Origin of the sequence: Haliea salexigens DSM 19537, from assembly GCF_000423125.1 — a bacterium.
Lineage (GTDB): Bacteria > Pseudomonadota > Gammaproteobacteria > Pseudomonadales > Halieaceae > Haliea > Haliea salexigens.
In genome coordinates this window covers 227630-241254 of the sequence record NZ_AUHJ01000005.1, presented here as the reverse complement: position 1 = coordinate 241254, position 13625 = coordinate 227630, and the positions used below count along the sequence as shown (strand labels likewise).

Sequence of the window (13625 nt, the reverse complement as noted above, 5' to 3'; positions counted from 1 at the left end):
GAGGCAGGCGCCAGAAGGCCGTGTGTGACCTTCCGGCGCGGTATGGCGTCTCAGCTGACGCGGAGTTTATGAACGCCTGACACGCCGGTCAGGCCGTCCCATTGGTCGACACGACCTTCTCGCCAGCCCGATACCCACTGTTGGCGATGCTCCTCGTTGGCGTGCGGACAAAAATCGATACTGCGGCCCGTTACTCCGGCCTGGTAGCCGCGGTCATACGCCCGGGAATTCATGTCGCGTTTCTGTCTTCTCATCAATACTGCCTCCTGTTGGAACCTTGTGCCTGGGGGGCACGGTTCCATCTAAACAGACTGCCAAAGGCCTCGCAAACATCGATTGGGAGCAAGGCTCTGCCCGGTTATAACCAAAGCGGGTGTACACTGCAAGATCACCCACAACCGGTCGACGAGGGGGCGGTATGGCTGCGGATGGCAAACACATCGTGATTTGTGCCGATGGCACGTGGAACGACCCCGAAGATGAAAGCCCCACCAACGTACTGCGCATGGCCCGCGCCATCAGCCCCCGCGCGGCGAGTGGCTGCAAGCAGGTTGTGTTCTATGACTGGGGGGTCGGCTCCTATTACGCCCAGGCCGCGGGCGGTGTAAGCGGTCTTGGGATGACCAAGAATATCCAGGATGGCTATCGCTTTATCGTACAGAACTACGATCCGGGAGATCGCCTGTTCCTGTTTGGCTTCAGCCGCGGCGCCTACACGGTGCGCTGTCTGGCCGGCATGCTGAATAACTGTGGGGTGCTGCGCCGCGCGGAGGCGTCGCGCATACCCGAAGCCTTTACCTTGTACAAACAGCGCAATGCGCCGCCCGGGTCACCGACATCAGAGCAGTGGCGACAGGCGTTCGCGGTGGGCGGGCAGCGCGCCGAGGTCGACTTTATCGGCGTGTGGGATACGGTGGGTGCGTTGGGTATTCCAACGCGCGTGCTGGCCTTTGCCGGGGAAAAGGATCTGTTTTATGACCCGGTGTTGGGCAGCAACGTTCGCGTGGCCCGGCATGCGGTCTCCATTGACGAGGAACGCAGCGACTTTGAGCCGACCCTGTGGGCACCCACTGAGAGTGCCGATATGCAGCAGGTGTGGTTTGCCGGGGTGCACGGTGACGTTGGCGGAGGCTATGGCGTCGACCGCGCGGGCAAGCGCTTGAGCGATATACCGCTCAACTGGATGGCGCGTGAGGCCGAACGCGCTGGTCTGGGACTGGAAACACATCTGCTGGATGGTAATGACCTGGATAGCTCAGCTGCCGCACACCGCTCTTACCAGCGCTTCTGGCGCGCCCTGGGTCGGTACAACCGGCGTATCCCGGACGACGCGGTTCTACACCCATCCGTTCGCGAACGCCACGCCCGGAGTGAGTATGCTCCCGAGGCCCTGCAGGACTGGCTGGCACGTCGCAACGGTAAATGGATGTTGTCGTCATGAGGGTTGTAGCGGCAGTGCCTGAGGGCTAATGGATCGGCGGCGCCTGGAGGTAGCGCTGCTTCTTGCGCGGCTTCAGCCGCTCCAGGTCGACCATGACGAAAGCGTCCACGCAGTTGCCGAAGCTGGCATCGACATTGAAGGCGGTCATGGCGACGCCACCGGGTTCCGCCACATTGGCGTAGTGCTTGAACAGCGTGGGGACCTGCAGGCCGTTTTCTGCCAGTGCGTCGCGCAGTGCACGGAAATCATGCTCAGCGTTCCCGCTTGGCGAGTACTCATGCTCCGGGCGGTAGGGGTGACGCGGACGCACATCCACCGTCTCATTCCGGCAATAGGCGGCGTAGTAGCCGCAAATCTGTGCGGTTGCCACCTCCCCGTACAGCGGGCTGATGGACGCGGCGCCGAACAGGTAGCGACAGCCGGGGTAGCGACGCAGGTAAGCGCCAATTCCCAGCCAGAGGTAATCGAGGCTGTGGCGGGTCTGGTACTGTGCCTGCACAAAGCTGCGCCCCAGCTCAAGACCGTGTTGCAGGTACTGATCCATGCTGCCACCAAGCCGGAACAGGGCGTGGGTGTAGAGCGCGCTCTTGCCACCCAGGGCGAGGAGCTCGCGCACACGGCCCAACCGATAGGCTCCGGCAATCTCTCGGTTGTCCGGGTCCCAAAGCACCAGCTGCAGGTAGTTCTGGTCAAACCTGTCGATGTCTCGCGGTAGCCCCGAGCCTTCGCCCACCGCTCGAAAGGCGAGTTCACGCAAACGGCCGATTTCGCGCATCGTGCAGGGTGCTCGCTCCATTTTGCACAAGTGAATCTGCATGCCGTCCGGAGTGCACCCGAGCAGTTCGCTGGCAATTACTTCCTGCTCCAGCAGCATCCGGTTTTCGGGTTCGGCAATGGCCTCCACACCGCGGAAGATGGGCGGCGCATTGCGTGCCAGACGATACACATGTCGACGAAACTGGCCCGCCAGTGTACGCGGCGAGGTAGACACGGTGTGGTAGTTTTCCCAGGGAATCGGCGCTCCCACGCGCGCTTCCACGGTATTGTGCGCTTGATGAAACATCTCGCGAACCAGCCACAGGGTCGATAGTGGCCTGGACAGAAACGAGAGGCTGTAGAACAGCACGGAATTCCGCCCGGCAACATAGATGGGCAGGATAGGCGCTTGGGCTGTATTGGCGATACGGACAAAGCCGTGTTGCCACTCCCCATCCTTGACACCCTTGACCCCGAAACGGGAGACCTCGCCGGCGGGGAAAATGATCAATGCGCCTTCCTTCGCCAGATGACGACGAATACATTTGAGGTTTTCTCTGGACGTTGTCCCCCCCATGTTGTTCACCGGCAGCAGCAGAGGAGCCAGCGGTTTGACGGCGGTCAGCAGGTCATTGGCGACGACCTTAACGTCGCTGCGGATCTGCCCGACCTGTTGCAGCAGTGCGAGACCATCCAGTGAGCCCAGTGGATGGTTGGCGATAATCACCACCCGACCTTTGGCGGGAATCCGGGAACGCTCTCTGGGGCTTATATTGATCGCGAAGTCGAAGTATTCGAGCGCTCCGTGTACGAAAGCCATGCCCTCAAGGCCGGGGAAATCTCGCGAGAACTGGGCGAATCGCGACTCATAAAACAGGTAGCCGAGAAAACGCATGAGGCTGCGTGCCATGCGCTGGTGGCGTGCCACGAATCGCGGGTAACGCGCCTGCAGGATCTCGCGAATATCCAGCATGTGCCTCGCCCCTAGGGGTAGATCAGGTTGAGTGAATCGTCCTGATCCTGTTGCCAGGCGAACGCCATACCCGGAAACGCGCGCTCCCCGGCTCGTTCGATCACGCTAATCCGGCCCCCGCGCTGGATGAAGTTATCGATCTGGCGCTGAATTTCGCGGCGTTCCCGTTCTTTCTGGGTCAGGTTCGTCTGGCGTGTCTGTTGCTGCATGGTCATGCCTCCACGGTGGGTTTGCCGGCAACTCTGCACAGTGGGTATTGCAGTCCTGCGACAGCGCGATGAAGTTTTCTTGACTGTCCACGTGGGGCAGGAAAGGCAGGGCGTATCGCGGGGACTGCAACAAAAACGTCACACTTCAATCACACAACTGTCATTAAGCATCTCTATTCTTGCCCCTGTCCTGAGCGGGGCGCGTTGCTTGCAGCCCTGTCTCGAATGTCGCTCATGCATCGGGAAGCAAGAATGAAGCCATCGTTTTCTCAAATCGGCGCCGCGGCCGTCCTCATATGTTCCAGTGCGCTGGTGCAGGCGGCAGATGAACTCGTTGTGCAGGTCAGTCGCGTGGGCGACTCCGCGGCGGGCTTGACCGTGGTGCTTGACGGTGAAGTCAGCAAGCCCCTCGACGCCGGCGGTTTTGCCTATTTCGACCTGGCCTCTGGCGCGCACAGCGTGCAGATTCTCGACGGCGGACGCACCCTGCACAGCTTTCGCTTCAATACGGCCGATGGGCAGTTGGCGGATCTCCTGGTCACCCTTGATGCGGAGTCTGAGGCATCTACGTCAGTTGAATCCTATTTTGCTGCGGAAACCGCCGCCCAGCGCAGTCGCGCGGTGACCGGCCGGATAACCGGGCGCGTGGAGTCGCGCGGTGCCCCTGTCGTGGGTGCGGTGGTCGCGCTCAGCGGCGGTGTTGAACGCAGTGCCGTGACAGATCAGAACGGGGTTTACGCACTGGAGGCGCCACGCGGCATCTATAGCCTGAGCATCAGCCATCCGGACCTCGGTACGCAGAATGTGGCTGACTACCGCGTTATCGCCAGCGCCGAAAAGCAATCGGATTTTGTCCTGCGTTCCCCCGCCGCGGCGCAATCGCTGGCAATTGGAGTGCCGCAACTCGAGGAAGTGACGGTCATCGCCAGCCTGCCGGCGGGCGGTATGCAGGACTCCGAGCGTTTTGCCACCAACGTCATCAACACGCTGGATGTCGAGCAGCTGGCGCGCTTCGGCGACACGGATGTCGCCGCATCGGTGATTCGTGTGCCCAGTGTAACGGTGCAGGACGACCAGTTTGTGTTTATTCGCGGCCTGGGTGATCGCTACGTCAGCAGCACCTTGAACGGGGCAACGTTGCCGAGCACCAACCCGACCAAGCGCAGTGTGCCTCTGGACCTGTTTCCCAGCAGCATGGTGGAGCAGCTCGATATTCGGAAAAGTTACCTGGCCTCCATGCCCGGCGAAAGCACGGGCGGCAATCTGGAAATCAACACGCGCACGTTCCCCAACGAGCGTGGCGGTAGCCTGTCACTCCAGCTCGGCTATGTCGATGGCGTGACACTCGACGATGCGTACGTCGACCCCGCCAGTGGCGATTTTGATGTCTTTGGCTGGGACGATGGCGCACGCCAGCGCCCGGCTATTGCCTATGCAGTTGCCCAGGCACTGCAATACTCGGACTACTACGGCGCGGCGGTCGAACGTGAACTCGGCAAGTTGGGTGCGAACGCGATCACCGATGGCTTCCAGTACGATACAGAAACCGCAACACCGGATCTCTCCATGGGTGCGAACTACGGGGACGTGTTCGACCTCCCCGACTGGGGCGCAGAATTCGGCTTCTTCGTGGCGGGTAACTACAAGAACGAACGCGGTGTGCGCAAGGACGGCATCCGTCGGACGTACGGCGGGGTAGATGCGTCTCTCCTGCTCGATGACTACACCTTCGAACAGTTCGATAACGATGTGGACGCCAGCGGACTGCTTTCTCTGGGTTTGAATATCGGCGCTTCCAGCTTCACCGCCAACACCATTGTTTCCCGCGTTACCAGCGAAGCGGTGCGAGTGGAAGAGGGGTTTGACGGTGACGAGCTCAACCCCTCGATCAGCTGGTCCATCGAATGGGAAGAGCGCCAGTTCATCTCCCAGCAGTTGGCCGGCGAGCACATTCTGGGTGACGATGAATCCTGGACGCTGAACTGGCAGCTTACCGGCAGCCGAGCAGAACGGTATGCACCCGATCGCCGCGATGTACGCTTTGACCTGCAGGGTAACGATGGCATCTACAACCTCCAGGTGCCCGAACTTACCCGCCGCTACGACGACCTGGTGGATGACAATCTCGATGGTTCGGTCGATGCGAATTATCTGTTCTCCAACGGCAACCTGGAGTCATCCCTGACCTTTGGCGTTAACGGCATCAGCCGCGAGCGTGATTCCGACTCCGATACCTACGGTTTTGGCGGCGGGTTGCTGGCCATCGACGATAATGCGCCGAACCTGGCGGTGTCTGATGTGGTGAACAGCGACACCATCACCGGTGTGTCCAGCACAGGCTTTTCCTTCCAGGACAAGACCCTGCCCAGCGACAGCTACGACGCGGAGATGGACCTGAACAGTGTGTACGTGTCTTACGACGCGCTGTGGAATCTCAAGTACCAGCTGGTTGTGGGTGTGCGCTACGAGGAGTTCGAACAGATTACCGACACCTTCTCCCTGTCTGGAGACCAGGGTCCGCAACAGTCGGTGCTCGCCGAGGATTCGGTGTTGCCCTCGCTGAGTTTCAACTGGTTCATCACCGACGAGCAGCAGCTGCGTTTCGGGATATCCAGAACGGTGGCGCGCCCCGACTTCAAAGAAACCTCGAACGCGACCTTTTATGACCGCGAATTCAACTTCCGGGTGCGCGGTAACCCGAACCTGCAGGTGTCGGATGTCACCAACTACGACGTGCGCTGGGAAAAATACTGGTCCGACCAGGAGTCGCTGAGTGTGGCGCTGTTCTACAAAGACATGACCGACCCGATTGAGCGCGTGGTGCAGCCGGCTTCCGGTACGGCGGGGAACTCGCGGACGTTCCAGAATGCCGAGTCCGGCGAAATACTCGGTGTAGAAATTGACGGTCGCAAGGATTTTGCGCTGGACGACAGCTTCACCCGCAGTTTCTTCGTTGCCACCAACGCCAGCCTGATCGACTCGGAAGTGACCCTGCAGAATGCCAGCACGCGGAACCTGCAGGGCGCACCGGACTATACGTTTAACCTGATTGTCGGTTACGACGACATCGCCCAGGGGCATGAACTCACGCTGCTGATGAACCAGAGCGGTGAGACGATTGTGGACGTGGGCGTGTCCGGGCAGCCGGATGTCATCCTCGAGCCGCGCATGGACGTGAATCTGGTCTACCGCTACTCGCTCTCCGATACCTTTACCTTCCGCGTCAAGCTGGAAAATCTGCTGGACAGCGAACTGGAATTCACCCAGGGCGGAAACATATTTCAGAGCTACAAACGTGGCTATGAAGTGAAAGCAGGATTCGATTGGGAATTCTGACAACAGGCTCGCCGCTCGGCGTCAGTAGGAAGTTTGAAGTTCAATGAACCAGGAAACCCCAGGAGTAACTATGAAACTGAAGAAATTGGCAATCGCCACGGCGATGCTCGGCTCGGTTGGCGGCCTGTATGGATGTTCCGAAGGTGACAGTGCCACCATCAATATCGATGCGCCCACAGAAATCGTCAACCCACCGGTCGATGGCGGTGGCGATGGCTCCGGCAGTGCGTCCACCTGCCCGGACTGGTCATCAGCGCGCCCCAAGGACGCCGATGGCAATGACGTATGCCAGCTGCCCTCGACGGTGCTCGCTGATCGCACCCTGACCAGTGACAAGGTCTGGTATATGGAGTCGCGAGTTACCGTGGGTAACGGCAACCAGGAAATGTCCATTGATGAAGGGACATTGGCCAGCGGCGACCCCGTGACTAATGTGACGATGACCATTGACGCCGGTACGCAGATCAAGGGTCAGACCGGCAGCTTTGCCAACCTGATCATCACCCGCGGTTCCATGCTTATGGCAGAGGGCACGGCTGATGCCCCTATCGTGTTCAGCTCCGATGACGCCGGTTTCGACGGCGCCGGTGAGTGGGGCGGCCTGATCATGCACGGCTATGCACCGCACAATGAGTGCCTGACCGCCGATCAGGGCGCGGTGGCGTGCAACGTCGACTCCGAGGGTGAATCCGGCTTCGGTGGCGGCTATTCGCCCGACGACAGCAGCGGTGTGTTGCGCTATGTGATCGTCACCGAAGGCGGCTTCGAGTTCGCCACGGGTAACGAGATTAATGGTATCTCTCTGATTGGTGTCGGTAGCGGCACGGAGATGGAGTACATCCAGGTGAACGGTAACGCCGATGACGGCATCGAGTTCTACGGCGGTTCGGTCAGCGTGCGCTACATGGTACTGACGGGCAACCAGGACGATTCAGTCGACTGGGATGAAGGCTGGAGCGGCAACCTGCAGTTCCTGCTGGTTGACCAGGGCCCGGATGCAACCGGCAACGTGATCGAAGCCGACACCGAAGGTACGCTGGACTTCCTGTCACTGCCCACGATTGCCAATGCCACGTTCATCGGCGGTGGCAGCAATGCCACAGGTGCGGTATTCAAGGCAACCTCGGGTGGTTTCGTGCACCATTCTGTGTTCACTTACGACGATGCCTTCACTGCCGAGACCACCTGTGTAGATGCCTCGCGCGCTGCTCAGGTCGGTACGGAACTGGTCTACACCAACGTGGTGGCCGACTGTGACGTTGGCGGTGATGTAGTGCTGCTGCCCGCGCTGGCATCTGACGTGGCGCTGGATGCGAACTACGCATCACAGGCCCCCGAGGCCGCTGCAGTCGGTGTGCTCGACATCGACAACATCAATGCAACGTACTCTGCCAGCCTGGCCGACCCTGCGTTCTTTGAGGCTACCGACTACGCGGGTGCTGTAGATCCCTCGGCGTCGAGCGCCTGGTTTGAGGGCTGGACGGTATCCGGCTCGCTGTAAGCGAACGCGCATCCCCTTTACGCCAGCCTTGAGCTGGCGTTTTTTTTTGCCTGTTCTTTTACGGCAACTCCATGCCCAACTGGCTACTGCCGTCTATCCGCGGCATGTCCAGCGCCGTCACGACACCGGCAGGTGCTGTGGTCACGGCAGGAATGGCATTCACCAACCAGCAGGCGGCGGATGCATTGCCACCGCCGCCGGCGCCCGGTTCGAACTGGTCTTCCGCATGCAGGCTCAGCGTCACGGTAGGGTTGCCACTGACAATCACCTGATGACAGCCCCCGCTGTGCGGCGGGTAGGGCCAGTCCTGCGCGCAGCTGTCGTCTATGCGGGTGATGTGCTCCAATACGAAGAGCGCATGCCCCTGGTGCAGCCCGCGTACTTCAAAGCGGAAAGCCCCCTGGGTGCCGGCGCGGAAGACGCCCATGCCAGCAACCGTGACGTCCTGCTCCAGTGCGCGCCGCTCCACGCTCACCTCAAGGGCGGACACCGGGTGGCCCAGCGCATCGCCCACCAGGCGAACCATCGGCCCCCAGACCATTTCGATGGCGAAGTCGTGCAACATCATGGGCAGGGTGTTCATGTCGCCGCCAAAGCCAATCACTTCTCGCACGACATGTGGCTGGTCATACAGTGCATAGTTGAAAATCTCGCGGCTGCGGATTTCTGTTATTGCGGAACTGGTGCCACTGGCAAAAACCGGCAGCATGTCCATGGCCCAGCCAGGATCTATACCGGACACAAATAGCGAGGCGCCGCTGCGTTTGCAGGCCGCCTCAATCGGGTCCAGCACCTCGGCAAAACTTGAGGCTGGATGCAGCAGCGTATAAAAAGCGCTGGAGACAACGTTACAGCCGCCTGTGAGGCACTGCAGCAGGTCGCGCATGGCTTCCTCGGGGCGCGTGTCCGCGGTGGCCGTGTACACCACGGCGTCCGGGCGTTCGGCGAGTAACGCGGCGGCGTCGTTGCTGGCCAGCACGCCAACCGGCGCAATGCCTGCAAGCAGGCCCGCATCGACACCCACTTTTTCCGGGTTGGCAACAATCACGCCGGCGAGCTCCAGGCCCGGGTGGGATAGTACTGCCCTGATCGCGGGCCGGCCGACGTTGCCGGTACCCCACACAACCACTCTCAGACTCATGTCTCTGCACTCCCCGCATTCTTCATATTGTTGTCATACAGGTGTCATAAAGCGGGCGTAAAGTCGCGGCTTCCGACATCTCCCCGGAGGAGGGTTCAGCGTACCATGCGTTCACTGATTGCTGCACTATTGCTCGTTACCGCCAGCCAGACCCAGGCGCTTTCACTCGGCGCGGAGGAATTTGCCGCTGCGCGTCAATTGAGCTGTGTACTCGCGCAGGATGCACTGGGCTTTCTCAGTGACGACGAGTACGCAGACCAGGTGGACGAGGTGCTGGGTGATTACGACGCCGAATCCGGCGATGTTATCTACGCCAAGGCGCTCGGCTATTTTGATGGACTGATGTTCGGGATTGTCGAGCGTGACCAGTCGGCCATTGAGGCGCGCCTGCGCGCTTTCAGCGGCAGCCAGGCCTGCAGCCACCACGTTGGCGTTCACTACACACTGTAGGCTTTCCCGGCCGGGTGATCCCCCGGCGCGCCGCGCGCGTAAGCAAGCAGGAACCCTCTGCCTTGCGAGCAACCCAATGCGCCAGCTATCCTCCCTTTTCCTGCTACTCGTTCTTCTTTTGGGCCTCTCCGGTTGTGGCGTGGTTACGGTGGATGAATATGCCAGCAACCAGCCGACCCTGACCCCGGAGACCTTTTTCCAGGGGCAGCTGACCGCACACGGCGTTATCAAGGATCGCGGCGGCAAGGTGATTCGTTACTTCAATGCAGATATCAAGGCCTATTGGCAGGATGGTATCGGCACGCTCGAAGAGGACTTCCTGTTCGACGATGGCGAGCTGGATCGCCGAGTGTGGACGCTCACGCCCACAGGAGAGGGCCAGTACGTAGGCACCGCCGGCGATGTGGTGGGAGAAGGCAAGATCACCGTGGCCGGCAACAGCATGTTCCTCGATTACGTGCTGCAGATACCCTGGGACGATGGCACGCTTGACCTGCGTATCGACGATCGCATGTACCTGGTAAATCCAACCACCCTGATCAATGAATCCATCATGACCAAATTCGGCATCCGCGTCGGGGAGATCCTGCTGGTCATCAGCAAAGTAGCCGACTGAGCGATTGTGGCGATGACACGCCTGGTCACTGGCCTCGGTTATGCCGGCCTCTTGCCATTCGCAGCCAGCGTAGCGGGCGTCTGGGCTCTGCGTGATTATCCGCGCGCACTGTCGCAACAGGGCTTTATCGTCTACTCACTGGCTATTCTCTGCTTTATTGCGGGCTCACTGTGGGGCACAGCGCGCGATCGTGCGGGTGGAGACAAAGCGCTGCGCCTGCTGGTCAGTAATGGCGTCATTCTATTCGCCGTATGCAGCGTGCTGACAGCCCAGGCCGTGATAGCCGCAGGCCTGCTGGCGCTGGCTCATCTGGCAACGCTCTGGTACGAACGTGGCAGCAGCGCAGCGCGCGGCTGGTACTCGCGCATGCGGGTGCGACTCACGCTGCTTGTGGTGACGCTGCATATTGCCTACATTGCGGGTTTGATTGTGCGAGGCAGTGCCTGAGAAAGGGGGTAGCTGCCGATACAAGTCCCCTTACACCCGACAATGGAGAACATCACATGCGCGCAGTAGCCGTTGCAAAACCCGGTGGCCTGGATAATCTCAAGTTGGTCGAGCGCGATACGCGCCCACCCGGCTACGGCGAGATACAAGTACAGGTACGTGCCAGTTCGCTGAATTTTCACGACTATGTGGTGGCTCTGGGCATGCTGCCCACAGACGACGGCAGAATTCCCATGTCAGACGGCGCTGGCGTCGTAACCGCCGTCGGTGAGGGCGTTGCCGAATTTGCCGTGGGCGATGATGTGTTGAGCTGCTTTTTCCCCGCCTGGCATGACGGCCGTCCGGATTTGCGCAAAGTCACCGGCGTTCCCGGCGATCACGTCGACGGTTTTGCCGCGGAGATGGTCACTATGTCGGCGCAGGGCTTCACACGCATGCCCGAGGGGCTGGACTACCGGGAAGCGGCAACGCTCACCTGCGCCGGCCTCACTGCCTGGCGCGCCCTCATGGTAGAAACACAGTTGCGGCCCGGGGACTGGGTGCTGGTGCAGGGCAGTGGCGGCGTATCGGTGTTTGCGCTGCAGTTCGCCCGTCAGATGGGGTGTCGGGTCATCGCCACGTCCTCTTCGAATGCCAAGCTGGCGCGCCTGGGGGAACTGGGAGCCGAGCATTTGATCAACTACCGCGATGTGCCTGCCTGGGGGAAGCGCGTCCAGGACATCACCGATGGTCGCGGCGTGGACCTGGTGGTTGAAGTGGGTGGCCCCGGCACACTGCCGCAGTCTGTGAAAGCCGCCGCGTTTGACGGTTGTATCAGCATGATCGGCGTGCTGACAGGTCTTGCCGGTGAGGTGCCAACAGCCGAACTGTTCCAGAAAAATGCGCGTATCAGCGGCATTACCGTCGGCAGCAGGGCGCAGCAACTTGACATGCTGGCAGCGGTAGAGGCGGGCGGCATCAAACCGGTTATCGACAGTAGCTACCCGCTGGAACAGCTGGCTGATGCGTTCCGCCACCAGGAGTCCCAGCAACATTTCGGCAAGATCTGTCTGGATATTGGCGGCTAAGCCCGCTACGCATGCAGTAGTTTTTACGCTAGCGCGCCGTTCATTCTCAGCGGTGACAGAGGTGAGCCGCACTCCCTTCGCGTGGCGACCACGTCCCGAACGTGGCCTCGGCGTTCAACCCCACCGGGGTGGAATTTGTCAACAAAAAACCTTACGATAGTCGAAAAAGTTAGCAAGGGATGGTGCGTTTGACGCTAGCTGCCAAAACATCAAAAGTCGACATTAGTGGGTGGGGATTATGAGTAAAAAGTATATTCGTGGTGGGCTGTCGGGAGTCGTCGGCAGACTGTTTGCACCGGCCATTCTTGTGGCAATGTTGCCGGGCACCGCATTCGCTCAGGAAATCATGTTTTGTGGCAGCACGTCGCGGAGTGGGTCGGCCCTGTATGGCGCCGCGGGCCCGTATACCGAAGTTGATAGCTGTACCCCAACGGCATCCACTCAGGCGCTGTTAGTAAGTCGCAACGGTTCGGTTGCCGGCAATGGTGCTGACTGGCTTGCCTATCTCAATGGCGGTGGGGTAATAATTACCGAGTGGAGGAACAGCTATGCGGTCTATAACGAAATCTACGGGACCGCGTACCCAGACGGCAATTTCTATGGCAATTGCGCGGACAACGCAATGCCACAGGTCAAGGTAAACCCATCGCATCCGTTCTGGCAAGCCAACCCCATCAATGTGACCCCGTCGGGGCAGGCCAGTTGCGGTTCTGACATGTCGGCGCTGACGTCAGGGGAGGCTGCTGTGACGGTGCTGGGTGAGAGCTTGGATGGCGCCGATATGTTTGCAGTTCGTCCGCAGGGCGACGGTGTGCTGTTTCTGCTAGAGGCGGATTGGCAGGATAACGAAGCCAGCTTTACTGCGGACTCCGAGCTCTTCATGGCGGCCTTGATTGAGGGGGGGGCTTTTGCGTCACCTGCCCCTCCCGCTACACCTGTCGCTGTTCCGACCATGGCGACCTGGGCATTGGCCCTGCTCTCAGGGCTCCTGGCTTTGGTCGGGCTGCGTCGAGTGCGGCGCGAGCATTGAGGGCGTAACCCCTGTGGATGGTCAAAACGTCTACAGGGCCGGTCCACTCCAGCACAGGCCTCGTAATGTAAGTTGATGTTGAATCGCCGATTCGACACGACTTGAACTTGCGAGGCTTTACTATGCAATTAATCTCCAAACTCATGTCTCTGGCCGCCCTGGGTGGTCTGTTGCTGGCGTCTTCAGTTGCGACCGCTGACGGTCACGCGCACCCAGAGGAAATGGCCAAGCCGACGATTGTAGAAATCGCGGTGGGTAATCCTGACTTTTCGACCCTGGTTGCTGCGCTTGAGGCCGCAGGCCTGGTCGAAGCGCTGTCTGGTAAGGGCCCCTTCACGGTGTTTGCTCCCACCAATGCAGCGTTCGACGCGCTGCCTGCAGGCACCTTGGATGACCTGCTCAAGCCGGAAAACAAGGAGACCCTGACTGCCGTGCTTACATACCATGTGGTGCCGGGGAAGGTGATGGCCGCCGACGTTGTGGCCTTGACCGAGGCGACCAGCCTGCAGGGTGACACGATAACGGTAACGGCTTCGGATGCAGGCGTTAAGGTTGACGCCGCGAACGTCACGGCGACTGACCTTGAGGCCGCCAACGGCGTGATCCACGTTATTGATGCGGTTATTCTGCCCAACAGCTGAAACGCGTTTCCCCCGGT

General features: G+C 60.3%; 13 protein-coding genes. 9 read left to right on the top strand and 4 right to left on the bottom strand.

Features of this window, described 5'->3' with window-relative positions; translation table 11 throughout:
• Positions 1-50: 50 nt before the first annotated feature.
• On the bottom strand, positions 51-254 hold the full coding sequence (gene rmf, locus G533_RS23920; protein ID WP_084638877.1) for a ribosome modulation factor: 204 nt from the start codon (positions 252-254) through the stop codon (positions 51-53).
• 164 nt (positions 255-418) lie between these two features.
• Between rmf and G533_RS0108060 the strand changes: the two genes are divergently transcribed.
• Positions 419-1441: a T6SS phospholipase effector Tle1-like catalytic domain-containing protein gene (locus G533_RS0108060; RefSeq protein ID WP_035527064.1), complete on the top strand. Its 1023-nt coding sequence runs from the start codon at positions 419-421 to the stop codon at positions 1439-1441.
• A 25-nt stretch (positions 1442-1466) separates the two neighbouring features.
• On the opposite strand, the gene olsF is transcribed toward G533_RS0108060, so the two are convergent.
• Positions 1467-3170: a bifunctional ornithine lipid synthase OlsF gene (olsF, locus tag G533_RS0108055; protein ID WP_027949515.1), complete on the bottom strand. Its 1704-nt coding sequence runs from the start codon at positions 3168-3170 to the stop codon at positions 1467-1469.
• Positions 3171-3181: 11 nt separating this feature from the next.
• Positions 3182-3379 carry a hypothetical protein gene (locus G533_RS0108050; protein WP_144079825.1) on the bottom strand — a complete coding sequence of 66 codons (198 nt, stop codon included), beginning with the start codon at positions 3377-3379 and terminating at the stop codon, positions 3182-3184.
• 252 nt (positions 3380-3631) lie between these two features.
• Here G533_RS0108050 and G533_RS0108045 point away from each other — a divergent pair, with 252 nt between their 5' ends.
• Together G533_RS0108045 and G533_RS0108040 are read left to right on the top strand one after the other, a co-directional pair.
• Positions 3632-6715 (top strand): TonB-dependent receptor, encoded by a 3084-nt coding sequence (locus G533_RS0108045; RefSeq protein WP_051230103.1) that lies wholly within the window; start codon positions 3632-3634, stop codon positions 6713-6715.
• A 70-nt stretch (positions 6716-6785) separates the two neighbouring features.
• Entirely contained in the window at positions 6786-8216 is a 1431-nt protein-coding gene (locus G533_RS0108040; RefSeq protein WP_027949512.1) for a beta-helix domain-containing protein, read from the top strand.
• A 58-nt stretch (positions 8217-8274) separates the two neighbouring features.
• On the opposite strand, the gene G533_RS0108035 is transcribed toward G533_RS0108040, so the two are convergent.
• Positions 8275-9357 carry an NAD(P)H-dependent amine dehydrogenase family protein gene (locus G533_RS0108035; protein ID WP_027949511.1) on the bottom strand — a complete coding sequence of 361 codons (1083 nt, stop codon included), beginning with the start codon at positions 9355-9357 and terminating at the stop codon, positions 8275-8277.
• Between the two features lie 105 nt (positions 9358-9462).
• Between G533_RS0108035 and G533_RS0108030 the strand changes: the two genes are divergently transcribed.
• The 6 genes from G533_RS0108030 to G533_RS0108005 all read left to right on the top strand — a co-directional run bounded on the left by G533_RS0108030 (position 9463) and on the right by G533_RS0108005 (position 13608).
• Entirely contained in the window at positions 9463-9807 is a 345-nt protein-coding gene (locus G533_RS0108030; RefSeq protein ID WP_027949510.1) for a hypothetical protein, read from the top strand.
• Between the two features lie 76 nt (positions 9808-9883).
• Positions 9884-10423, top strand: coding sequence for a DUF3833 domain-containing protein (locus G533_RS0108025; RefSeq protein ID WP_027949509.1), 540 nt, complete (start codon positions 9884-9886; stop codon positions 10421-10423).
• Between the two features lie 12 nt (positions 10424-10435).
• Positions 10436-10870 (top strand): DUF3429 domain-containing protein, encoded by a 435-nt coding sequence (locus G533_RS0108020; protein WP_027949508.1) that lies wholly within the window; start codon positions 10436-10438, stop codon positions 10868-10870.
• A gap of 56 nt (positions 10871-10926) precedes the next feature.
• The gene (locus G533_RS0108015; protein WP_027949507.1) at positions 10927-11937 is read left to right on the top strand and encodes a zinc-dependent alcohol dehydrogenase family protein; all 1011 of its coding nucleotides are present in this window, start codon (positions 10927-10929) and stop codon (positions 11935-11937) included.
• Positions 11938-12175: 238 nt separating this feature from the next.
• A complete protein-coding gene (locus G533_RS0108010; protein WP_027949506.1) occupies positions 12176-12967 on the top strand; it encodes an IPTL-CTERM sorting domain-containing protein in 792 nt (263 codons plus the stop codon).
• A gap of 122 nt (positions 12968-13089) precedes the next feature.
• A complete protein-coding gene (locus G533_RS0108005) occupies positions 13090-13608 on the top strand; it encodes a fasciclin domain-containing protein (protein WP_027949505.1) in 519 nt (172 codons plus the stop codon).
• Positions 13609-13625: the final 17 nt, after the last annotated feature.

Bases quoted from the DNA above. Each gene is read 5' to 3' on its own strand.
- G533_RS0108025 (WP_027949509.1), top strand. From the start codon at position 9,884: ATGCGCCAGCTATCCTCCCTTTTCCTGCTACTCGTTCTTCTTTTGGGC.
- G533_RS0108005 (WP_027949505.1), top strand. From the start codon at position 13,090: ATGCAATTAATCTCCAAACTCATGTCTCTGGCCGCCCTGGGTGGTCTG.
- G533_RS0108040 (WP_027949512.1), top strand. From the start codon at position 6,786: ATGAAACTGAAGAAATTGGCAATCGCCACGGCGATGCTCGGCTCGGTT.
- G533_RS0108010 (WP_027949506.1), top strand. From the start codon at position 12,176: ATGAGTAAAAAGTATATTCGTGGTGGGCTGTCGGGAGTCGTCGGCAGA.
- G533_RS0108030 (WP_027949510.1), top strand. From the start codon at position 9,463: ATGCGTTCACTGATTGCTGCACTATTGCTCGTTACCGCCAGCCAGACC.
- olsF (WP_027949515.1), bottom strand. From the start codon at position 3,170: ATGCTGGATATTCGCGAGATCCTGCAGGCGCGTTACCCGCGATTCGTG.
- G533_RS0108020 (WP_027949508.1), top strand. From the start codon at position 10,436: ATGACACGCCTGGTCACTGGCCTCGGTTATGCCGGCCTCTTGCCATTC.
- G533_RS0108050 (WP_144079825.1), bottom strand. From the start codon at position 3,379: ATGCAGCAACAGACACGCCAGACGAACCTGACCCAGAAAGAACGGGAA.
- G533_RS0108035 (WP_027949511.1), bottom strand. From the start codon at position 9,357: ATGAGTCTGAGAGTGGTTGTGTGGGGTACCGGCAACGTCGGCCGGCCC.
- rmf (WP_084638877.1), bottom strand. From the start codon at position 254: ATGAGAAGACAGAAACGCGACATGAATTCCCGGGCGTATGACCGCGGC.
- G533_RS0108060 (WP_035527064.1), top strand. From the start codon at position 419: ATGGCTGCGGATGGCAAACACATCGTGATTTGTGCCGATGGCACGTGG.
- G533_RS0108015 (WP_027949507.1), top strand. From the start codon at position 10,927: ATGCGCGCAGTAGCCGTTGCAAAACCCGGTGGCCTGGATAATCTCAAG.
- G533_RS0108045 (WP_051230103.1), top strand. From the start codon at position 3,632: ATGAAGCCATCGTTTTCTCAAATCGGCGCCGCGGCCGTCCTCATATGT.